The following is a 22,684-nucleotide window of genomic DNA, read 5'->3' as shown; positions in this document are numbered from 1 at the left end:
AGCCCGGAAACTCCCGAGGGGCGAAATGGACAAAAACGCTCTCAAGCAAAAAATCTTTTCTGCCATTGAGGACCGCAAACAGGAAATCAAAGATCTTTCCCTTTATCTGTGGGACCACCCCGAACTGGGTTACAAGGAAAAAGAGGGCACCAAAAAGGTCGCTGAATTCTTGGGCAACCTGGGCCTTGAAACCACGGAAAACCTGGCTGTCACCGGTTGCCAAGCCCAGCTTGAGGGCAAGGAGCCGGGCAAGGTGGTTGCAGTGATGGGCGAGCTGGATGCCATTGTCTGCCCTGATCACGAATGCTGCGATAAGGAGACCAAGGCGGTCCATGCCTGCGGCCATCACCTGCAAGTGGGAGTAATGGCCGGTGTGGCCCTGGGACTGGCCGCCTCGGGCGTCATGGATCAGCTCACCGGTTCGGTTCGCTTTATGGCCGTCCCGGCGGAAGAGTTTATTGAGCTCTCCTTCCGCTCCGGACTGAGACAAGAAGGAAGCATCAGATATTTCGGCGGCAAACAGGAGCTGATAGCCAAGGGGTATTTGGACGATGTTGACCTGGCCGTGATGATGCACGCCCTTAGCCTGTCTGATAACGGCAAGGTGCTGATAGGCCCCAAGGGTAATGGTTTTGTAGGCAAGGAAGTGCGTTTCATCGGCCAGGAATCCCACGCCGGGTCCGCGCCCGAGGACGGGGTCAACGCACTTAACGCTGCCATGATAGGCTTAAGCGCCATCCATGCCCAAAGGGAGACCTTCAAGGACGAAGACAGGGTGCGGGTGCATCCCATGATCACAAAAGGCGGAGACATTGTGAATGTGGTGCCTGCCGATGTTCGCCTGGAATCCTACACCAGGGCCAGGACTGTGGAGGCCATGGTCGATGCCAATCAAAAGGTGGACAGGGCGCTCAAGGCCGGAGCCCTGGCCGTGGGGGCTCAGGTGGAAATTAAAGACACCTGCGGCTACCTCCCCCTGCTGACTAATCCGGACTTGGATGCCCTGACCCGCCAAAACGCCCTGGAGCTGGTGGGCGAAGAAGCCATTACCGATGGCGGAGACTTTACCGGCAGCTTTGATTTTGGCGATGTATCCCATTTAATGCCGAGCCTGCACCCCTTTATCGGAGGGGTGAAGGGTGCGTTGCATACCAGGGATTTTGAAGTTACGGACTTTGACACGGCGCTTATCATGCCGGCCAAACTTTTGGCCGCAACCCTGGTGGATCTTCTGGCCGACGGAGGCAAGGAGGCCGACCGCATCACAGAGGCCTTTGTCCCGGTCCTTTCCAAAGAAGAGTATATTGCTCTTCTCGAAGACCTGACCAAGACCACCACCTTTAAATAGTCCGGCCAAAGGCTCTCCGACCTGAAGCTGAAATAACAACCCCGGTCCGTTTCATTGGGCCGGGGTTGTTTTTTTTATGCTTCCCCGCCGAACTTAATCAAAAACCGGTTGCCAAAAACTTGAGGCTGCCAACCGTCTTGTATTTTCCGGCCTGAAAATGCTCACAACTCACCGGCCCGTTTGCAGACATTTTTTCCAATCCATTTTTGGTCAAGGGTCTTATGTTATTCGGCTTTACGTCCACCAAAAGACCGTGATCATAGTCTGAAAGAGGTTTTCATTAGTCATTATAGGGTGTTTATAGTATATAAACCTGCCAGGTACCCCCATGTCGGCCCTGGTGAGGCAGTAAGGCAAAAAAGGGAACCCTGCATTTTTATAATTTCCAGACGGCGCCCTGCCCTTAATACGCCTTCCCCCCACCAGGATACAGTTAAAGAACCAAATATTCAGACCAAGGCTAATGCCCTTTTTTCTACCCCAAAGAGACAAGAACTCCACAGCGGTGCGCATCATGCGCCTGGTTTTCGTGGTCTATGTTCTGGTCACCCTGCTCCTCACCCTGGTCCACATGTACCTGGAATACGACGACACCAGAACCCGGGTTTTCGGACAGCTCAAACTGCTTGAAAGCACCTTTAATCCGGCTTTGGCTGGCGCTCTGTGGACAGTCAATGAAGAGCAGCTTATATCAACCATCAAGGGCATGCTGAAAAATCCCATCTTAAAAGGGGTTAAGATCGAAGATAAAAACCAGCTCAACCTGCTGCACGGAGCCGGTTTGGTTTCAAACGACAAGGGGGAACAGTTCAGGATCAAAAACAGCAGGCAGATTCGGGTCAACCATACCAAATCATGGCGCAACAAGCCCTATTCCTATTCCTTTGACATCCGTTATCGGGAAGACGGCCTGGATTTGGTCCTGGGCGTGTGCACGGTGTATTCCAACGCCTCGGTGGTCATAGATGAGGTAAAGCTGGGCTTTATACTGATCGCCATCAATGCGGTGATCAAATCCATTGTTTTTTGGCTGGTATACCTCTTTGTAAGCCATAAATTGTTGGGGCGGCCGCTTTCCCAGTTCACCCGAGCGGTGCGCAGCCTGGATCTGGACAACCTGGAGCACTTTGATTTTAAAATCAAATCCAATCTGGGAGAGGATCTCAAGTTTCTCAAAGAGTCTTTTCAGCTCATGGTCAACAAATTTCTGCGGGCCAGACAAAGGCTTGTCAGCAATATGGACCAGCTCAGGCTGTTAAGTGAACAAGGCAGGCAAATATCAGCCTGCGCCTCATTTGAAGAACTGGCGGATCAGATCAGCTTGTCTTTCAGCAAGCTGGCCGGTTATCCCTTAAGGGTCCACACCTTTTTCCACCTGCCCCAGGACCTGACCGGACTGAAACAAACCCGGGCCTCCGAAAAGACAATTACAAAAACTGGGCTTCACCTTGAGCTTGTCGACCAGGCCAAAAATAAACTCTGGGCCGAAATATGGATCCAGGACTCCATGGATCAGGAAAAGGAAAAAGACCTGCATCCGCTTTTTCAGGCCCTTTTGATCAACATCGCAAATACCGTAAAAAACCTGATCACCTTGGGCGAGCTGGATAAAAAGGCCAGGGACCTGGAGGACTCCAACCTGGCGCTTTCCAGGCTGGACAAGCTGAAAGATGATTTTCTGGCCAAGACTTCCCATGAGCTGCGCACCCCCATAAACGGCATTATCGGTATCAGCCAGGCGCTTTTGGACGGGCTTGGCGGGCCATTGAGCCAAAAACAAAGCCAAAACCTCACCAGCATAGTGACCAGTGGCAAGTCCCTTTCCAACCTGATAAACGACCTTTTGGATTTCTCTAAAATCTCCAACCAGGTCATGACCTTATGGCCCGGAGACGTGAACCTGGGGGCAGTGGTCGAGACCAGCCTTACGGTCATAGCCCCCCTGGCCAGGCAACGTGGCCTCAGCCTTGAGTCCCAGATCCCCTCGGATCTGCCCCTGGTCCGGGCTGATGAAGGCAGATTGCAGCAGATACTGGCCAACCTTTTGAGCAACGCCCTTAAATACACCGCTGAAGGCAAGATAATCGTCTCAGCCAAAGCTGAAGGGGAATTTGTCCTGATCTCGGTGAGCGACACCGGAATCGGCATCCCCCGGGAAAAACAAAAACTCATCTTCGAGCCTTTTGAACAACACAGTCCCCTGATCGGGGTTCGCAATAAAGGTGCGGGCCTTGGCCTTGCCATCTGCAAACAACTGGTGGAGCTGCACCACGGCCTCATAGAGGTGGAAAGTGTGGAAGGCATTGGCTCCCGCTTCTGCTTCAGCCTGCCCAAATCAAAGGCAACCCAAGCGTCTGTGCCCAGTGGAGGCGCGGCAACCAATCTGGCCAACCGCTTTGTGGAGGTTTTGCCCAAAAGGCCATCAACAACGGGGCCCATGCCGCTCTCCCCGGAAAATGCCCAGGGTGAAACAATCCTGGTGGTTGAGGACGAGGCCCTGAACATGGAGGTGGTTACCAATTATCTGGTAATGGCCGGGTACCGGGTTCTCAGTGCCCTAAATGGTGAAGAGGCGCTTATGGTCACCCAAAAGGAAAAACCGGACCTAATTCTCATGGATCTTATGATGCCGGTGATGAACGGCTTTGAATCCTGCCGCCGCATAAGGGCTGCCCATGAATTCACCTTTTTACCTATTATCATCCTCACCGCCCGCAACCAGGTAAGCGACCTGGTGAAGGGTTTTGAGATGGGGGCCAACGACTATGTACTGAAGCCCTTCTTAAAGGATGAACTTCTGGCCAGGGTGGACCTGCACCTGAAAGCCAAAAAGGCCGCCCAAAGGCTCTTAAAGGTCAAGGCCCTGGAAAGGGAGATCAAACAGCGGAAGCAAGTGGAAAGACAGCTCAAGCAAAGCCGGCAAAGGCTTTTGGATATCCTGGATGTGGCGGATACGGCCCTGATAGCCCTGGATAAGGATCTTAAAATCAGCTACTTCAACCAGGGAGCCGAAAAAATTACAGCCCTGAGCCATGACCAAGTCCTTTACCAGGACCTTTCCATGATCTTTGACCAGCCCAGCTCAGCGAAAATCAAGGAGCAGATGCTCTGGTTTGGCAGGCAAAGCGCCTTTGGCCAGGTGGTTCACCTGGAGATCAGCCTGAAAAAAGAAACCCAAACAGGGTTAAACCGGAGGCCTGTCTACAGTGGCTCTGTCTCTTTGGTCAGGACTGGCGGGGAAGATATGCTGGCTGTTTTCCTGCCTTTTTACAGCCAGTCTCTATCTCCGGGCAAGGATCAGGCCCTGAAAGGCGCCCTTGATCAGGTTGGTGAGATCCTGGGAGATTCGGACACGGAATTTATCCGCAAGGTTAAACAGTTCAGCCACACTTTCCAACTTCCCGGCCGGTTTTGGGAAAATAAGGGGAAAGGCCCCTTAAACCGATCACTGTTAACCGAAATCATGACGGCCTCGCTGGCGCTTTGGGAAGAGGAAACCGGAAAAACCAAGATCGATCTGGCCCTGGAAAGCGGTTTATGGAAGGCTTATTTAGACTCGGGCACCTACCGCACCCGCACCCTGGACAAATACCTTGCGCCCAAGACCCTGCCCAAAAATCCCAAATGGCGTGACGTGCTGGCCACCGCCCTGTTTGTGCTGAATATCTCCGCCAATAATTCGGCTTTTACAGAGCCTGTGCAAAAGTCTCTTACCAGATTCATGGAGATGTCCCAACGGGCTGACCAGTAAAGGCGTTTTCCCCCTCTGGTCAGCGATAGCGGGCGTATATTTCAGTCAAAACCCCTTCTTTGCGCATCTGGGCTATGGTCTGATCAAACTCATCCAAAAGATGTACAAAAACGGAATTCTTGCGCACGCAAAGATTAAAGGTGTTTATATCCAGCACAATCGGCAGCTCAATAACCCGGCCGGTGAGGCCCAATTTTTTTATCTGATAGTTGGCCACGTGGGAATTTCCGGCAAATACATCAAACCGGTCCTTGACCAACATGCGCAAACTTTCTGCGATCTTGCCTGCCCAGTGAACCTGCATTCCGGCCAGACTCTTCCTGGCCCAGCCGTTTCCCAGGTAGTTTCCAAGGGAAAATGGTTTTAAGTCACTTGCCTTTTTCACCTGGAGCAGGCTGGGTGTACGGGGATTGCCCGCCTTGACATACATCTGATAAGTGGCGGATACCACGGCCTCTTTACTAATGATTGTGAATCCCGCCCTGGCCGGGGTGGGGACGGTCACAAAGGCGTCCGCCAGGTTGTTTTTGACCAGGGCCTGGGCCCTTTTCCAGGGAAAACCCTGGTGGCTTAAGGCCACCTTCATTCTGCGCCCCAGGGCCTCGTTCATCACATCCACTAATATGCCCCTCATCCGGTGGTTTTCACGCCAGGAATAAGGGGCAAAACCGTCTGAATAAACCAGACGCAAGGTGTCTTGGGCCAGGGCCGGGGCGGAGGCTGAAATAAACAAAAAAACAGCAGCCCAAAAGGAAATACAAAAAACCGCCAAGTATTTTTTCCCCAAACTTTGCACCTTGATTGATCCGCTCTTCCAAAAAGAAACAGAAAAAATGCCTTTTAACCGGTCAAGTATTGCCAGATGATCATATCCCGCTCGGGTCTTTGCCACAAGCGACAACCGAAGAACAGGCGCCGGGCTCTTTTGTCACTTTCAGAAAAAAGCCGGGCGCGAGGGAATATGTCTTTCTCCCGCGCCCGGCTTTTTTATCTTTCAAACAATAAAGTTACAGACTAGACATAGTCCAGCCTGGCTGTGAAATGCCTAAGCACCGGGGCCTCGTAGACCAATTTCATGCCCCTTAATTTTTCTTTGTTTCTCCAAACTTCTTCCAGGCACTCCACCACATAATCCATATGGCTTTGGGTGTAGACTCTTCTCGGCACGGCCATGCGCACCAGCTCCATGCGCGAAGGCTCAAACTCGCCGGTTTCCTTGTTTGTGCGGCCAAACATCACACTGCCGATCTCGCAGCTCCTGATGCCGCCTTCCAGATACATCTCGCAGGAAAGGGACCAGCCGGGGAACTGATGCGGCGGGATATGAGGAGCAAAGGCCTTGGCATCGATAAAGACCGCATGCCCGCCGGTGGGAAGCACCAGGGGAATGCCCATGGCGGTAAGCTTTTCACCCACATATTCCATGGAACGAATGCGGTATTTCAGGTAAGCCTCTTCCAACACCTCTTCCAGGCCAATGGCGATCGCCTCCAGGTCGCGCCCGGCCAATCCGCCGTAGGTGGGGAAGCCTTCGGTCACCACCAGAATATTCCTGGCTTCCTGAGCCAGGGCGTCGTCGTTTATGGCCAGGAAGCCGCCCATATTGACCAGTGCGTCTTTTTTGGCGCTCATGGTGCAACCATCGGCATAGGAAAACATCTCCTGGGCTATTTCCTTTATGGTTTTGCTCTCATAGCCGGGCTCACGTTTTTTAATGAAATAGGCGTTTTCAGCAAACCGGCAGGCATCGATAAAAAAGGGGATTCCGAATTTATGGAAAAGCTCGCTGGCCTGTCTGATATTTTCCATGGAAACAGGCTGGCCGCCGCCCGAGTTGTTGGTTACGGTCATCATGCCCAGGGGGATATTGGCTTTATCCTCTTTTTCCAGAAACGCCTCCAGGGCCTTAATATCCATGTTGCCCTTGAAATCGGCGATAAGCGCCGGGTCGCCGCCTTCCGGGCAGGGAAGATCCAGGGCCTTTGCCCCGCTTACCTCCACATTGGCTCTGGTGGTGTCGAAATGGGTGTTGTTGGGAATCACCTTGCCCGCACCACCTGTGATGCCGAACAGGATTCTCTCCGCGGCCCTACCCTGGTGGGTGGGGATGATATGCTTCATACCGGTGATTTCCTTTATCACCTTTTCAAAGCGGGTGAAGCTCGAGGCTCCGGCATAGGATTCATCGCCCTGCATAATACCGCCCCATTGGGCCGCACTCATGGCAGAGGTGCCGCTGTCCGTCATAAGATCGATAATCACGGATTCCGAAGTAAGGGAAAAGGGGTTATAGCCCGCCTGTTTCAGGAGCACTTCCCTTTGTTCGCGGGTGGTGAAATTAATAGGCTCAACTGTTTTGATCTTGAATGGCTCAATGATAGTCTTCATTTATTCCGCTCCTTTAAAAAAAACCAGTGCACAGCCGGTTTTCTCCACAACAATAGCCAGCTGAATAGAATTCGAAAAAGAGAACAAAAATGAGCGGATGTTTTATTCCATGCCCCGTTTTACCAGGCTGTAGAGTTGTTTTTTATGCGGAGCATATAGCCTGGTTGAGCAAAAGAGCCCCTGGCGGGTTTCGGTGTTGCATAGGCGTGTCTCTGGATCGGTTAGATTTGCTTTCAGGGTGTGGTAATTCATCTAGTGATCCCAACCTTCTGAATACAGTAACCTTTTTTAAAACCAGACCCGGCCGGGCAAATGGTTGTCATCACCCTTGTTTCCCGGCAGCCTTTATTGACATCAAAAAGATTAACACAACTTTTAAAGGGAGCCAACCGGGAATAACAATTATCCCGGAGTCTGCTTGTCTTGAAACACTCCTGGTCTTTGTTGGTTCAGCGCTCCTTATGCCGGTTATAGATCACCGTAAAACTAGACTATATCCGTCTTATTTGTAGCCATAAAGAAACGACTTTTTTGGAGCTCTCTCCACTTTTTTTCTTGACATAATAAAAGAAAGAAAGCATCATTTAACCGCTCAACTGAGTGGAACCAAAAGTGGGGTGGAATTCAGGTCCTCATGCGGACCTCAAGCGACATCAGAAGCAGAAGTTGAAGCTCAAGTTCATCGCATCTCAAGCACAAACTACACCTGAACCTGATTGTTGAGCCAAGCCCCCCGGCAATAGCCGGGGGGCTTTTCACGTCCATGCGCCAAAACGGATCAGGCCGGATTTTCATCCGGCCTGATCCACGACAAACAAAATGTGTTCAAAGAACCATGCCCTGGATCCTGTTCGCGGCTCAACTCAGAACCAAAGGGCCAAGCAGCCGGCAATCCAGAGATTAGCTTTTGATTTCCTACATGATCTCCAGGTCAAAATGCAGAGTCTCGCCTGCCAGGGGATGGTTGGCGTCTATCTCCACGTCCTCTTCGCCCACCTTGGTCACCCGCACCATCATCTCCTTGTCCCCGGCTACAGCCTTAAAGGTGTCGCCCACCTTTACATCAGGGGGGAAATGTTTTCGCTCAGCCTGTTGCACGGCCTCGGGAATATGGGGTCCATATCCCTCTTCCGGCGACACCACAACCGTTTTGGTTTCACCGGTTTGCATGCCGATAACGGCTTGTGACACTCCGGGGATGAGTTCATCGCTGCCGGCCACAAACTCCAGAGGTTCGCGCTGGCGAGAGCTGTCCACCGCTACTCCGTCGTCCAATGTGACTGTGTAGTGAATGCGAACCTTGTCTCCGGCTTTGATTTCTGCCATTGGGGCTCCTTTTCCCGGTTTGAATTATTTAGAAAATTCTCTTGCCTAAAAGGACCGGGCGGTCTGCACCGATCAGCCCCTTGGTTCAACTGTAGCAGTTGAAAACCCCCTATGCTACCTTTCGCCCCAAACAGCCGGTTCAAGCCGCCTGTCCTCAAGTTGTCCGGGCATGGACCCAATTGAGCAGCATTTTCACCAAACTTTTTATATACACTTCTCCGGCTTCTGCATCGGCCGCCCTGGGATCGCCTATGACCCCCAAGGGATGCACATGCTCAATCCCGTTAAAAACCTTGGCAATAGCCTCGTCATGATCCCCCACAAAGCCGGGCTTGGCCAGGTCCATACGCACCATCTGGGGGTGTAGATAAAGCATGGCCGAAGCCTCATTCTCCCCTGCGTGAGCCCCTGAGGCCTCAGGGGTTATTCCTCTTTTCAGGGCCATCTCCTTCCAGGAGCCAACCAGGCTTTCAAGATCCGTGTAGGCAAGAATCAGAACCCCGTCCGGAGCGGAAAACTCATCCACAGCTTCTTTTAAGGGAGCAAAATTACCGCCATGGGTGGGCAAGAGAATTATGCGCTTAAATCCGTGTACGCAAAAAGAGGCGAGCGCCTCTTTAACCACAGCCTTAAAGGTCTCCGTTGTAAGGGTTATGGTTCCGGCAAAGGACATATGATGCTCGGAACATCCCAGGCGTAAAGGGGGAGCCAAAAAAGCCCCCAATCCCTCGGCCAGCCCCAGGGCCAGAGCATCGGCCAAAAAACTGTCCGTGCCCACTGGCAAATGCGGGCCGTGCTGTTCGTGGGAGCCAAACCCCATGACCACTGTATCTGTTCCTGAGCCCAGCTTCTCCTTGATCTCAAAAGAAGTCATCTGATCCATAAACAATGCGCCCATCAATCACTCCCCGGTCTTGTAAGTTTTTATCAAACTGATTAATTATTAATTTAATAACTCATCAATTTATTAATTTACCAACCAATCAAATCATCAATTATTCAACCAGCTCTGTTCACAATAAAACCTAAGCCTCATCTAAAAATGCCTCACCGGGATGGTTCCCGGCAAGGCATCAAGACAAATATATTGAACATGCGTGGTAGGCAGGTCCAACTATATGATTAACCAATTAATTACGGTTCAGGCCAGTTCTCCATCTTAAAGCAGGACTTTTGATAGGCATGGCCTGCGGCCAGGACTCCGGCTTCGTCAAAGGGACGCCCCGTCAATTGCAGGGCCGCAGGCAGGCCTTTTTGGTCAAAGCCGCAGGGCAAGACCAGGCTGGGAAGGCCCATAAGGTTGAATATCCGGGTGCAGCGGGTCAGGGCCACGCCCACCGGCACATCAACCCCTTCCAGGTTTACGGCGGCGTCTTTGATCAAGGGAGCGGTAATGCTGCTACCCGGAGTCAACAACAGATCAACCTCGGTAAAGGCCCGGGCAAAGCCCTCCTGGGTCTTTCTACGCCAGCGCATGGCGTCCACGTAATGGGTGGCCAGATGCATGGCCCCGGCATCCAGGCGGGACTTCACATCAGCCCCGAGTTTATCCGGGTGGTTGCGGTGATGCCCGCTCAAGGCGCTGGCAGCCTCGCTGGAGAGGATAAGCAAAGTGGCCTGAGCCGCTTTATCCAGGTCAGGCACAGAGACCGGAACCACCTTGGCGCCCAGCTCCTGGAAACGCTCTTTGGCCGCCTCCACCAGGGCTTTGACCTCGGGGTCCATCATCTCAAAGAAAAGGGAATCAACCCAGCCTATGACCATGCCCTGCAAGTCTGTTTCCAGGGCCTTCACATAGTCCGCAACCGAATGGTCGGCCGAGCCCGGGTCCCTCTCATCATAACCGGCCAGCACATTCAAGGTTGCGGCTGCGTCGGCCGCTGTCCTGGTCAGGGGACCCACATGGTCCAGGGTCCAGGACAAGGGATAAACTCCGTATTTACTAACCCTGCCGTAGGTGGGCTTCAGCCCGGTCAAGCCGCAGAGCGAAGAAGGAATGCGAATGGAGCCGCCGGTATCCGTACCCAAAGCCATGGGCACGCAACCAGAAGCCACGGCAGCGCCGGAACCACCGCTGGAACCGCCGGTCACCCGCTCGGTGTCCCAGGGGTTCTTGGCATGTCCATAGTGGGTGTTGTGGTTGGTGAGCCCAAAGGCAAATTCATGCATATTGGTCTTGCCTACCAAAACCGCCCCTGCCCGAGCCAGTTTTTCCACCACGGCGGCGTCTTTTTGGGGAAAATTCTCATAAAGAATCGTTGAGCCGCAGGTTGTGCGCACACCCTTGGTCTCAAACAGGTCCTTGGCGGCATAGGGCATGCCGTGCAAAGGCCCTTTGTACTCGCCTTTTAAGATCTCCTGCTCGGCCCGAGCCGCCTGTTCCAAAGCCAATTCCCGGGTGATGGTGATAAAGGCGTTTGTTTTTTCATTCAAAGCCTCTATGCGATCCAAACAGGCCGTGGCCAACTCCACCGGAGAAATTTCTTTTTTGCGCAGGCCGTCGGCCAGGGAAAGCAGATCCATTTGCCTGATATCAAGACCGGTCATGCTTCTGCCTTTCCGAACCCGGGATTGAACATATTCATGGGTTCCGCGTCCATCTGATCCAGGCCGCTTAGGTTGTCACCGGCCGCGGCCATGTCAGCCACGGTTTTCTCCCAGAGTTCCCTCTCTGCATCGGAAATTTTGAGGCCGAAAACCGTGATGGTGATCTCTGCCGATTGTGCAGACATTTGAAAACCTCCTCTGGTAAGCCGCCCTTTTAAAAGGCGGGCTTATTCAAAAGACCGGCCTACAGGTATTGGGGCAGAACCGAAATCCCGTAACTGTGGGTGATTTTGCGGTTTAAGATTGGATCTTCCATCTCAAACTCGAACAGCTCGCCATAAGCTATTCCACCGATGGCGGCAAAGGTTCCGCAGTAAAGGGCAAAATCATCCAGGCCCAGGCCGTCTTCGGTGGGGATTTCTTCCAAAATCTCAAGCACGCTCAGGTTATCGCCCAAAGGGCCTTCCTGATAAAGTTTGCGCTCGCCCTTTACGGTCATATAGGAACGCAGGATTATCTTATCCAGATGGTCCTTGACCTCATCCAGAGCCCAAACAGTCGGGGCAACCGGCTTGGCGCACATCTGCTTGGAGGCCGGGATGCCGTATTGCTCAAAATCACGGTCAGTGTGGTCACTGCCCACACCCATATAAACCTTACCGCCCGACTTGAAAAGAACGCACTCCACCTCACCCGAAGACTCGGGAGCCACCACGTCCATCTGATCGGCGGTGGTGAGGTTTTCCGGGGAAAGGTTCATGTAGGTGGGGGTGCGGGAGGGAGCCGGGACCCCCAATTCACCAAGCTCCTTTATATGGGCCATGAGGGCCTCTTTATCCTTGCCCACCCATCCGGCCACAATAAGCCGCTTAAGCTCCAAGGAAAGTTCTTGGGATCCGTTCTGGGTGTTCAAGGTCAGATTCATTTTTTTTGAGACCATTTTTTACTCCTGTCAGCAAGCGTCAGTGGCTTGCGTGATTGACCGGCCTTTTCCCGAAAAGGCCTCAGAAGGCCGGTCAATTATTTGAAAGAATCTCTTATACCGGGCGCTTAAACAAACTGGGTGAAGTAAAGCACCACATTGGGAAAGGCCACCAGCACCACGATCATCAAGACAATCATCAAAACAAAAGGAATAGCGCCGATCATAACGTCTGAGATGGAACCTTCCTGCCTGACGCCCTGCACCACGTAGAGGTTTAAGCCCACCGGCGGAGTAATCAGAGCCATCTCGATCAGAAGGATTAAAAGCACGCCAAACCAGATGGGGTCAAAGCCCAGCCCCACCAGAACCGGAGTCACAATAGGCACGGTGATGACCATGAGAGACAAGGTCTCCACAAAAAAGCCCAAAACCACATACATGGCGATGATCACCAAAAGAGTGTTAAAGGGGGTCATGCCCAAGGTGTTGACAAACTCGGTCAATGCATCGGAAAGTCCAATGGAATCCAGGATGAAGTTAAGATAGTTGGCCGAGATCAGGATAAGCATGATCATGGCCGTGGTGCGCATGGTGCCTTCAAAGACCTCTTTGAAGAACTGCCTGTTTATGGCTTTATACCTGGCAGCCAGAAGCATGGAGGCGAGCACGCCCAGGGCCGCCGACTCGGTTGGGGTGGCTATACCGGAGTAAATGGAGCCAATTACCACCACAAAAATGAATAACACCGGCAGAAGATCCTGCAAACTGCGAAAGCGTTCACTCCAGGTGGCCTTGTTCGTTCCGCCGCTCAATTCAGGTTTGATCAGGCAGGCGACCAGAATACACCCCATGAACATTATGGAAAGTAAGACACCCGGTACAATTCCTGCCAAAAACAGGCGGGGAATGGAGGTGTTGGTCAAAAAGCCGTAGACAATCAGGTTGATTGAAGGCGGGATCAGGATGCCCAAGGTGCCGCCGGCCGCAATGGAACCGGCAAACAGGCTCTCGGCGTATCCGTATTTACGCGCCTGAGGCAGGGCCACGGTGGTGATGGTGGCTGCAGTGGCCACACTGGAGCCGCTGGTGGCGGCGAACATGGCCGAGGTGCCGATATTGGCGTGCATCAAACCGCCGGGCAGCCAGGAAAGCCATTTATCCAACGATTTATAGGTGCGGCCTGCGATTCCGGCCCGCAAAAGAATCTCGCCCAAAAGGACAAACAGGGGAATGGACAGCAGGATAAAATCCGCGCTGGCGGCCCAGCTTATCTCACCCATGGCCCTGTGCAGGGGAAAGGGAGAAAAGATTTCACCGATAGAGAGCCCCAGGGTGATGAGGGTGGCCGCCACGGGGATGCTTAACAGCAAAAGCGAAAGCAGTATGGCGAGTGTGACAGCAACTATCATTTTTGCCCTCCATTTTCAGGCAGGACAGTCTCAGTGGGCCCGCCCTCTTCTTCAATATCCTCTTCCAGGGTGCTGGCGCCTGAAAGGGCGGAGGCGGCCTGGAAATTCTTTTTCAAAAGATTGTAAATAGTGCCGGTCAGAATCAGGAAGATAGTAATGGTAAAGGCGACCAGGCCCACAAACCACAGACTCTGGGGAATCCACAAGGGCGTATGCAAAGGTGTGTTGGCTGTGGAATCCTTGATTATGGAGGTATAGAGAACAATATAGCCATAGTAGGTGAGAATCACCATATACAGGGCGAAAAACACCAGTGAGAGAATATCAAGGGCAAATCTCACCGGCTGCGGGAGCCTTATATAAAGCACGTCGATCCTGATATGGGCCTTGCGGAAAAGGGCAAAGCCAAAAGACCAGGTGCATGCCATGGCCAGAGCGTAGCTGGAAATCTCATCGGCGCCGCCCATGGAGATGGCAAAGACCTTGCGCAAGGTCACCTCCACGGCGATCAGAATGGAGGTGGCAAACAAAACACCGCCGCTGACCCAGGCGGCGTAAGTTGACACCTTTTCACTTAATTCAAGCAGCTTATTCATCGGTTTCACCTTTACCCGGCGTTTTTTAGGCCGAGCCACTTGTTCCGAAAAAGCGCACAGACCTTTGGAATTGAAAAAGGGACACGCCCAAGGCCATTAAAAGACAAAAGCGCGCATAAAAGGTGCAAAGGGCGCATAAAAATGCGCCCTTTGCACTAAAATTGGCTTACTTGGCAGTCAGGCCAACTACCTTGCCGATGGTCTCGTTCCATTCCTTGACCACCTCGGGGCTGACCTTTTGGGACCATGCGGGCAGAACACTGTCCACCAGTACCTCATAGGCTTTTTTCTTATCAGCCTCGGAAACCGGAATAATGGTCAGGCCATAGGTGCGGCCATGGGGGCAGGGACCGTTGCCCAGGCAGGCCACGCCTTCTTCGGTCTCACGCTCGGTGACCTTCCAGGCGGGGGCTTCCAGTTTTTCCTTGATCAGCTTCATGAGCTTGTCCTGTTTTTCCTTACCCAGGCTCTTCCACGTGGTCATGCTCATGGTGCCGATAACATAGTCCCAACCACCAACCGGCAGGGGATACAGGAATTTGCTGACATCGCCCCAACCGGCGGAGTAGCCGGAAAGGCTGCCGGTGACGGCGCAGTCAACCACGCCGCGCTGCAGGGCCTGGGGGACCTCACTAAAGGAAAGGGTCACGCCGGTGGCGCCCAGGGCGGTGACGAACTCGCTGGTGGTCCAGCCGGAGGCGCGAATTTTCTTACCCTTGAGATCGCCGAGGCCCTTGATGCCTTCGCTACTGAAAAGGACCTGAGCGGGATAAGGAATCACGCTGAGCAGTTTGACGTCAAAGTCTTTTTCCAGGTACTTGGCCATTACCGGGCGATAGGCCTCCACCACTTTTTTGGCCAGCTTAAGGTCTGTGGCCAGGGCGGGCAGGTCCAGTCCGGCCAGGGCCGGGGAGTCGGCCACCACATAGTCGGCCACAGTATGCACCACGTCAAAAACGCCCATGCTCATCTGGCGCATCACAGCCGGGCCCTTGAGCTTTACTTGACCCAAGGAGGTCATGCTGGTCTTTAAACCCAATTCTTTGGGCACTACCTCGGTCCAGAACGGCTTTTCAAAATTCTTGAAAAGGGTAAGGCTGTTCCAGCTGCCCACTACACGCAATTTTTTTGCCTGGGCCAGGCCGACACCCGCGGTCAGGGCAAAGGCGATTACCAGACATGAAACCAAAAGTTTCTTTTTCATTTATTAACCTCCTTGAGAGTTTGATCTAAGCTGTCCTAAGCTTGCGTTATATAACCCCCTTTGGCAGGGCCGTTTTAATCAGGCCCGGGTTTCGGCCCAAAAAAGCCCTTTATTCAACACGCAAAGGTTCTTGCAAAACCTTTGCGCGATACTGCCTTAAATGCTCAAGCACCGCTTCTTCGGCCCTGTCCGGATCGCGGGATTCCAAGGCCCTGATAATGCTTAAGTGCTCATCAATTGTGTTTTTCAACTCCTCGAAACTGCGCCTTTGAAAGGAGAGATGCCAAGTGCGGGCCAGCAGGTCGTAAATGCGCCCCGCCATCTCGAAGATGTAGGGGTTTTCCAAAATAGAGACTATCCCCTCATGGAAATTGCGGTCCAGATCAAGCAGCTCGCTGATCCTCCTCTGCCTGGCCATCTCCTCGGCCCGGTCAAAAAGGCTTCTCAAATATTCAAGCTGCTCGATTTTGGCCACCTGGGCGGCCTTTCTGGCGCAATAGGGCTCCAGCATGGCCCTGGCCTCATAGAGCCTGTTAAGTTCAAAGGCCGTGATATCAGAGACAATCATGCCTTTTCTGGGGATGATTACTAAGAGGTTTTCCCGGGCCAGTTGCTGCAAGGCCTCCCGCACCGGAGTGCGTCCTATGCCCAGTTCCCGGCAGATATCCTGTTCCACAAGTTGCTTGCCCATGGGATATTCCATGGTGACAATCTTTTGCTTCACCTGGCGATATGCTTTTTCGCGTAAAAGTTGCTGTGACATACTCGTGATATATCTGAAACGGGTTTCTTAAAGCAAGCTAAAAATACCAAGTAACCTCGGCATCAATTTGCCGGATAAACACTCTTCTGAAATTAACGCCCCTGGGAACCTTGTTTTTAAAGCCTCCGAACCATCAAAAAGCCCGAAAGATTTAAAAATTAACTATTTTAATTTGCTAAATAAACAGAAAAAACCAATATTCAATGACTAAAAGCCGTTAAGCAGGGAAAGGCTTTTGCCCCACCCTCCTAGACGCCGGTGGCGTAGTCTGCGTTTTTCAGGTCACTCACAAACATGTAGCCCGGTGCATGGGTAATGGCGAAAGGCAGTTTAGCCTTAACCAGGACATTCTGCGGGGTCACCCCACAGGCCCAGAACACAGGCAGTTCGTTTTCCTTTATATCAACGCTGTCCCCATAGTCAGCCTTTTCCACGTGGTCGATGCCCACCATCTCAGGGTAGCCAACATGCACCGGAGCGCCGTGAACCTCGGGAAAACGACTGGTGATCACGCAAGCTTCGGCCACCTGGGAACGATGAATGGGGCGCATACTCACCACCATTTCACCGTGGAACGGTCCGGCCGGTTCCAGGGGAAGGTTAGTGCGGTACATGGATACGTTTTTCTTTTCATCCACATGCCTGAGAGAAATGCCGGCAGAGATCAGGGCCTCCTCAAAGGAAAAAGAGCAACCTAAAAGGAAGAAAACCAAATCTTCGCTGTAATACTTACGCACATCCAGAGGCTCTTCCACACATTCACCGTCTTTCCAGATTCTGTAACGGGGAATGGTGTCCAAAAGATCAGCTCCGGGCGCAAGTTTGGAAGTGAGGGAAGTGCCTGGCCCCACCACCTCAAGTAAAGGGCACGGTTTGGGGTTTTTTCGGCAGAACTCCTCAAAATGTTCAGCATACTCTTTATGTAAAACCACCATATTGGCCTGAACATAGCCATCGCAATAACCAGTGGTGGGATCGGTAAACTTACCCTCTGCCGATAATTTTCTGAGTTCTGCAGGTGTCATGGTTCTCTCTTCATCCAAAGGTTGGGTTGTTGGAAGTGTGGGCCGGAAACACTGGATAGCTGAAAAATAATATTCAGTTAACAGGTTAAGTGAGGTTTCATTTTTCACGGTATGTAATGTTTGTATTACAACCGCTCCCGTGCGTCAAGACAAAGACCTGGTCTTTTACACCCCGCCAGGAGAGCCATGCTCCCCACGCACGATCCTCAACAGAGCCAATCCATTAACCCAAAGTCCATCGGGCGCCTTTTGCATAAAGCCAACCGGCAACTAAAAAACCCGGCAGCCCCACTATCTGAACACTTAATACTCTTATATTCTTTACTAGTTAAGTGTGTTCTTTTGTTTTCTATTTCCAATTGACATCACCAGGAGCAAGGGGTGTACCAAATGCTGTCCTTACCTGTAACATATTGAAAAATAGTATTTATCAGCCAAGACGCCTGATTGTTCAGTTTAAGTTGAGTCGTTGGAACCTACCACTTGGTAACTTTCCAAATAAAGGGTGCAAGTTAAGCAGCGCTAAAATCATAATAGCCCAATCCGAAAGCCGGATTTTTTTTCGCTTAAAATCCAGAGAGTTGTAAGAGACAGTCCCGGCCATGCCCTTTTTAAAACACATTTTCCACCAAACGGTATGAAAATTCCAGAAAATACCATCCGGTATTTTTCAAGCTAAACTTTTTATTTTATTCATTTTTTTTTAAAAGAAGCCTCCCTTGACCCGCTTTGGGCAAAACCAAAAATCTGAGTTGCGCATTCCGGAGCACAACACGCATCTCTCGGGGCCGGGTCATGAAAAGGCTTTAAACTGATAATTTTGGAATTTTTTAATTATCTTACTTTGTTGTTGACTATATTTATAATTAGGATTATCTAATTAAATAAAAATAATTAAACGCTAAAGGATGCTGTGATGGCAAAAATTGACGTTAGCAAGCTTAATTCGGTGGCAGAAACGCTGCTTTTGCCTCTTTACAGCCGGGCCAGGGAATCAGGTCTGAAAAACGGAATTATGCATGACCAAAAGGCCCGGATGATGGTGGAGCAGATTGACTGGCGTTTTGAACCCCTTAAAAAAATCAAGGATTACGTCCACTTTTGCGTAATCCTCAGGGCCAGGGAAATAGACCGTCAGGTCCGGGCTTTTTTAGCCAGCCACCCGGAAGGCACTGTGGTGGAGTTGGGCTGCGGACTGGACACCCGCTTTGAGCGTCTTGATAATGGCAAAACACGCTTTGTACTGATGGATTTTCCGGAAACCTTTGAAATCTACGAAAGGTTTTTTGAGCCCCACCCCCGCAAACTTATAATCAAAGGCTCCTTTCTGGATCTTAACTGGGCTCAAAAAGTAAAGGCATTTGGCAAGGGGCCAATCCTTTTCATTTCTGAAGGCGTACTAATGTACCTCTACGAACAACAGGTCAGGAACCTTTTTGGCTACCTTAATCAAAACTTTGCGCCGACCCAGATTGTTTTTGACAGCTGCACACCAATGGTGAAAAAAAACTCTTCCAAGCACGTCATGGTAAAACTCACCAAGGCCAAGTTCAACTGGGGCATAAAAGATCCGAAGAAAATAGAATCATGGCTCCCTGGCCTGATTCAGTTAAACAAATGGTATTATTTCGACCAACCCGAACCCCGCCTGGGTTGGACAAAACTCTTGAGATTTATTCCGCCTATTGCCAAATCCAATCAGATCAGCCGATTTGCCTTTCAGGGCGCAGAAAAATACACAAAAGCGGCTTGATATCTTCTTTATTTAATCAAAACGTCCTTTTACAAGGCCAGGCGCCTTCTAAAAGGACGTTCGGCCATTTACAAGCCAACAATCAGCAATAAGTGTTGTTTAATATCCTCGTCCAGCAACCGTTTGATCCAATTCGGTGCGCGCTTCAACCAATCACCGTGTTTTTCACACCTCAAGGTGATCAAGGACAACCCAATTGATTTGGGGCCGCCGGTGATATCCGTTATGTGCATACCCTGTATTGGGCAGACCGGGGGCAAGCCAAAGATTTCATTCGCTTCCACACCCTTGCAAAGCAAATCTTTCTCCACGCCGGACAGCTCCATGATCTACTCAGAAATGCGCTTTCGTTGAAGTTTATGATGGTTGCCTTTTATGACATCCACTATGAGCCTGTTATGAGTATCTGAAAAAAGGTAAGTTAGCGGCAAATGAAGAATCATCCTGCCGCCGATTATATTGACTGAACCGCCATACTATCTGGTGTTTTGTAAATTTTTGCAATCTCAAAGCAATTTGATATCTTAGGAATAAACTTGCTATACAAAACTGGACTTAATCCAGGACAGACAGATCAGTCTACATGCTGTGACTTGCCTGCCACGAAATAGCACCCAAAATGAAAGAACGAAATATGGGGAAAAAAATAGGCTGGATTGGAACTGGTGTCATGGGGTCCCCCATGTGCATGCACCTCCTCAAAGCAGGGAATGAATTATTTGTCTTTAACCGCACCAAGTCGAAGGCAAGCAGCCTTATGGAGGAAGGCGCAGCCTGGTGCAATTCACCTGCGGAAGTAGCCGGGAATGCGGAGGTAATTTTCACCATCCTGGGCGCTCCCCCCGATGTTGAAGAGATCATCCTGGGCCGGGACGGAGTCCTTGGCAATGCCGATCCAGGGAAAATCATTGTGGATATGACCACTTCCGAGCCCGCATTGGCCGAGCGTATTGCACGAGATGCATCAGCCAAGGGTGTAGAAGCGCTGGACGCCCCGGTAACCGGTGGCCATGTCGGAGCTCGTGAAGCGACTCTGGCGATTATGGTCGGGGGCGAAAAAGAGACTTTTGACAAGGTGAGGGACATCTTGAATGTCATGGGCAACAATGTCCAGTACAGAGGCGCTGCCGGAGCCGGACACCACACCAAGATGTGCAACCAGATTTTGGTTGCCGGCAATATCGTCGGTGCTGTTGAATCTCTCTTCTATGCCTACAAGGCTGGCATGGATCTTAATGAGGTCATCGACGTGATCGGCACAGGCTCTGGGGCCTCTGCTTGTATCAACGGGTTGGGCCGTCGTATTGCCGAGGGAGATTTTAATCCTAAATTTTTTATCAAATACTTTGTGAAGGATATGGGCATCGCATTGGCCGAGGCAAAACGGATGAACTTTTCCCTGCCAGGTCTGGCCCTTGCCAACCAGTTTTATATTTCAGCAATGGCTCAAGGCTACGAGAATCTAGGCATTCAGGCTCTGTACAAGGTGTTTGAAAGAATGAACGGAGAATAAACCGGCGACAAGTTGAGTCGAAAAAGATCCGTCCGGCCTGATAGAATATAAAAATTATCACTAATAACAATAAGTTATACCTCCTTTCAGAAGGCAAAAGGCCTTCTGAAAGGAGGTATAACTATCTACAAGTCTTTTATTAAAAATCTTCATCCAAAGGCAAGGCAGTCCGATCAAGCTGGGTGGGTCCTCTTAAAACCCGCCCTTGGGCAACGCCTTTTTCCCGATCGGAAACAGGAGCCTCTGGCTTGGATGGAGAAGCATCGTGGTCTTTTTTCCCTTCCGCCACCTGTGCCAACTTAAGCACTTGCTTGTTCATGTTGACAGCTTGGGAAGCCAGTTCCTCGGCCGAGGCAGCTGATTCCTCGGCATTGGCAGCCACCTGTTGGGTGACCTGGTCCATATTTGAGGTGGCCTGGGTCACCTGATCAATGCCTTCGGCCTGTTCCTTGGATGCGGCCGCTATCTCATTCACCAATTCCGCCACCTTGGAAGCCTCCCCGCTTACCTGGGAAAACGCCTGATCTGTTTTTTGCAAGACCTGGGAACCTTCCTGGGCGTTAACTTGATTCTCTTCAATCAAGTCGGCGGTGTTTTTGGCTGCCTCGGCCGCCCTCATGGCCAAATTCCTGACTTCCTCGGCCACCACGGCAAAGCCTGCCCCATGCTCTCCCGCCCGGGCAGCCTCCACTGCGGCGTTCAAGGCCAACAGATTGGTCTGAAAGGCTATTTCATCCACAGTTTTGATTATGCCCGCTGTTTCGGCGCTGGTTTTGTTTATCTTCTCCACAGTAAGCTTTAATTCTTCCATGGCCGTTTCCGCCTCCTTCACCACCCTGGAGACGTTTTTCATAAGATTATCAGCCTGATCTGCGTTATCGGCATTTTGGCGGGTCATGGAAGACATCTCCTCCAGGGCCGCGGATGTTTCCTCCAAAGCCGATGCCTGTTCAGAAGCCCCATTGGCAAGGACCTGGCTGCTGGAGGCGATTTCCCGGCTGGCCGTGCTCACACTCTCCGCGCTTCTTCCCAAGGAAACAACCGAGGCCTGAATCGGTGTGGCAACGGTTCTAGCCACTAAAAAGACCACCACGGAAACGGCCAAGAGGGCGATGAGAGCCACCATGATACTGAAATGAAGAGTTTTTTGAGTGGCCGCCAAAACTGCATCCTGAGGCACACTCACCACCACAGACCAGGGCTGTTTGGCATCCCCCAAAGGGATGGGAGCTATCACCAAATAGGAAATTTCCCCCGTGACCGCCGACTCATGAGTTAATAAACGGGTCTTCCCCTGTTTGATTACCTCCTGATATTGCTTGCCCAGACCCAACTCTGATATATTTTTCCCCATCAGATCCTCTTGGGGATGGGCCACGATCATTCCCGAGTCAGTAATAAGGGTGACATAGCCTGTACCGTAGGGTTTTTCTTTGGTCACCATGGCCTTACACTGATCCAGAGATAGGTCCACACCGGCCACGCCAATTGCTTTCCCTTTATATTTAATGGGAATTGTAATACTGACCAAGGTTATCTCCTTGCCCGCCACGGTATAAGTCAAGGGGTCCAGGATCTTTTCCTTGCCGCTCCTTAGAGGAACCAAATAATAATCGCCCTTTCCTTCGGTTGTGTAGTTGCCCAAGGGTTGAAAGGTAATCTGCCCCGAGCCCCGGTTCCAATAAGGGATATACCGGCCGGTCTTATCATGCCGGTCGGTGTTGGCAAACTGAGCGTCTTTGTTATCCAGGGCATTGGGTTCAAAACCGGCCCAGACCCCTAGAAATTCCGGGTTGGTGACTACATATTCCCGAATCAGGGAATCAAGCATTCGGCGGTCAAATTCAAGACCGCTTTTCTTGATTCCCACCAGAGAATCCCGCAAGGTTCTGGCCGCATCCAGTCCTACCTGCAGCACCCCTTTTAATTGAGCTGCCTGTTTGTCTGCCAACTCCAGACAACGGGCCTCTGCTTCGTTTCCTACGTTTTCCTGGGCATTATAGGTCAGAAAGGTGATCACTGAGGTAAGGCTTAAAAAGAAGACAAGGCTCAGGATTGTCAGAAGCCTGATTTTGAGATTCATCTTTTCCAGCATGGAACTCTCCATCTGAACAGCCCCCCACTGACAGAATCTGT

18 protein-coding genes are annotated in these 22,684 nt (G+C 51.4%); 4 read left to right on the top strand and 14 right to left on the bottom strand.

Going from position 1 to position 22,684, the window contains the following annotated elements:
* Positions 1 to 25 precede the first annotated feature (25 nt).
* Positions 26 to 1,348 carry an amidohydrolase gene (locus X474_RS10705; protein ID WP_044348777.1) on the top strand — a complete coding sequence of 441 codons (1,323 nt, stop codon included), beginning with the start codon at positions 26 to 28 and terminating at the stop codon, positions 1,346 to 1,348.
* 463 nt (positions 1,349 to 1,811) lie between these two features.
* Positions 1,812 to 5,099 (top strand): response regulator, encoded by a 3,288-nt coding sequence (locus X474_RS10695; RefSeq protein WP_082464299.1) that lies wholly within the window; start codon positions 1,812 to 1,814, stop codon positions 5,097 to 5,099.
* A 19-nt stretch (positions 5,100 to 5,118) separates the two neighbouring features.
* On the opposite strand, the gene X474_RS10690 is transcribed toward X474_RS10695, so the two are convergent.
* From X474_RS10690 to X474_RS10635, 12 genes are all read right to left on the bottom strand, one after another.
* A complete protein-coding gene (locus X474_RS10690) occupies positions 5,119 to 5,832 on the bottom strand; it encodes a substrate-binding periplasmic protein (RefSeq protein WP_044349081.1) in 714 nt (237 codons plus the stop codon).
* A gap of 281 nt (positions 5,833 to 6,113) precedes the next feature.
* Positions 6,114 to 7,487 carry a tryptophanase gene (locus tag X474_RS10685; RefSeq protein WP_044348774.1) on the bottom strand — a complete coding sequence of 458 codons (1,374 nt, stop codon included), beginning with the start codon at positions 7,485 to 7,487 and terminating at the stop codon, positions 6,114 to 6,116.
* 915 nt (positions 7,488 to 8,402) lie between these two features.
* Complete coding sequence (locus X474_RS10680) at positions 8,403 to 8,813, bottom strand: FKBP-type peptidyl-prolyl cis-trans isomerase (protein ID WP_044348773.1); 411 nt, start codon at positions 8,811 to 8,813, stop codon at positions 8,403 to 8,405.
* Between the two features lie 154 nt (positions 8,814 to 8,967).
* Positions 8,968 to 9,711, bottom strand: a complete 744-nt coding sequence (locus X474_RS10675) for a creatininase family protein (RefSeq protein WP_052515091.1) — start codon at positions 9,709 to 9,711, stop codon at positions 8,968 to 8,970.
* A gap of 236 nt (positions 9,712 to 9,947) precedes the next feature.
* The gene (locus X474_RS10670; protein ID WP_044348772.1) at positions 9,948 to 11,360 is read right to left on the bottom strand and encodes an amidase; all 1,413 of its coding nucleotides are present in this window, start codon (positions 11,358 to 11,360) and stop codon (positions 9,948 to 9,950) included.
* The gene (locus tag X474_RS10665; RefSeq protein ID WP_044348771.1) at positions 11,357 to 11,545 is read right to left on the bottom strand and encodes a hypothetical protein; all 189 of its coding nucleotides are present in this window, start codon (positions 11,543 to 11,545) and stop codon (positions 11,357 to 11,359) included. Before X474_RS10665 ends, X474_RS10670 begins: the two co-directional genes overlap by 4 nt.
* Before the next feature lie 59 nt (positions 11,546 to 11,604).
* Positions 11,605 to 12,300 carry a DUF2848 domain-containing protein gene (locus X474_RS10660; protein ID WP_044348770.1) on the bottom strand — a complete coding sequence of 232 codons (696 nt, stop codon included), beginning with the start codon at positions 12,298 to 12,300 and terminating at the stop codon, positions 11,605 to 11,607.
* A gap of 110 nt (positions 12,301 to 12,410) precedes the next feature.
* Positions 12,411 to 13,694, bottom strand: coding sequence for a TRAP transporter large permease (locus X474_RS10655; RefSeq protein ID WP_044348769.1), 1,284 nt, complete (start codon positions 13,692 to 13,694; stop codon positions 12,411 to 12,413).
* A complete protein-coding gene (locus X474_RS10650; RefSeq protein ID WP_044348768.1) occupies positions 13,691 to 14,290 on the bottom strand; it encodes a TRAP transporter small permease subunit in 600 nt (199 codons plus the stop codon). The genes X474_RS10655 and X474_RS10650 overlap by 4 nt, the downstream gene beginning before the upstream one ends.
* Positions 14,291 to 14,456: 166 nt before the next feature.
* Positions 14,457 to 15,494, bottom strand: coding sequence for a TRAP transporter substrate-binding protein (locus tag X474_RS10645; protein ID WP_044348767.1), 1,038 nt, complete (start codon positions 15,492 to 15,494; stop codon positions 14,457 to 14,459).
* A gap of 109 nt (positions 15,495 to 15,603) precedes the next feature.
* A complete protein-coding gene (locus X474_RS10640; RefSeq protein WP_044348766.1) occupies positions 15,604 to 16,257 on the bottom strand; it encodes a GntR family transcriptional regulator in 654 nt (217 codons plus the stop codon).
* A 248-nt stretch (positions 16,258 to 16,505) separates the two neighbouring features.
* Positions 16,506 to 17,282: a putative hydro-lyase gene (locus X474_RS10635; protein WP_044349077.1), complete on the bottom strand. Its 777-nt coding sequence runs from the start codon at positions 17,280 to 17,282 to the stop codon at positions 16,506 to 16,508.
* A 916-nt stretch (positions 17,283 to 18,198) separates the two neighbouring features.
* Between X474_RS10635 and X474_RS10630 the strand changes: the two genes are divergently transcribed.
* Positions 18,199 to 19,035 (top strand): class I SAM-dependent methyltransferase, encoded by an 837-nt coding sequence (locus X474_RS10630; RefSeq protein WP_052515090.1) that lies wholly within the window; start codon positions 18,199 to 18,201, stop codon positions 19,033 to 19,035.
* Positions 19,036 to 19,103: 68 nt separating this feature from the next.
* On the opposite strand, the gene X474_RS10625 is transcribed toward X474_RS10630, so the two are convergent.
* Positions 19,104 to 19,346 (bottom strand): hypothetical protein, encoded by a 243-nt coding sequence (locus X474_RS10625; protein WP_044348765.1) that lies wholly within the window; start codon positions 19,344 to 19,346, stop codon positions 19,104 to 19,106.
* A 308-nt stretch (positions 19,347 to 19,654) separates the two neighbouring features.
* Between X474_RS10625 and X474_RS10620 the strand changes: the two genes are divergently transcribed.
* A complete protein-coding gene (locus X474_RS10620; RefSeq protein WP_156360721.1) occupies positions 19,655 to 20,548 on the top strand; it encodes an NAD(P)-dependent oxidoreductase in 894 nt (297 codons plus the stop codon).
* A 139-nt stretch (positions 20,549 to 20,687) separates the two neighbouring features.
* Here X474_RS10620 and X474_RS10615 read toward each other — a convergent pair whose 3' ends face one another.
* The gene (locus tag X474_RS10615) at positions 20,688 to 22,655 is read right to left on the bottom strand and encodes a methyl-accepting chemotaxis protein (protein ID WP_082464298.1); all 1,968 of its coding nucleotides are present in this window, start codon (positions 22,653 to 22,655) and stop codon (positions 20,688 to 20,690) included.
* Positions 22,656 to 22,684: the final 29 nt, after the last annotated feature.

The organism is Dethiosulfatarculus sandiegensis (assembly GCF_000931935.2).
Taxonomy (GTDB): Bacteria; Desulfobacterota; Desulfarculia; order Desulfarculales; family Desulfarculaceae; genus Dethiosulfatarculus; species Dethiosulfatarculus sandiegensis.
Note: the sequence above shows the minus strand (reverse complement) of the source record. Positions and strands in the feature narration are given on the sequence as shown.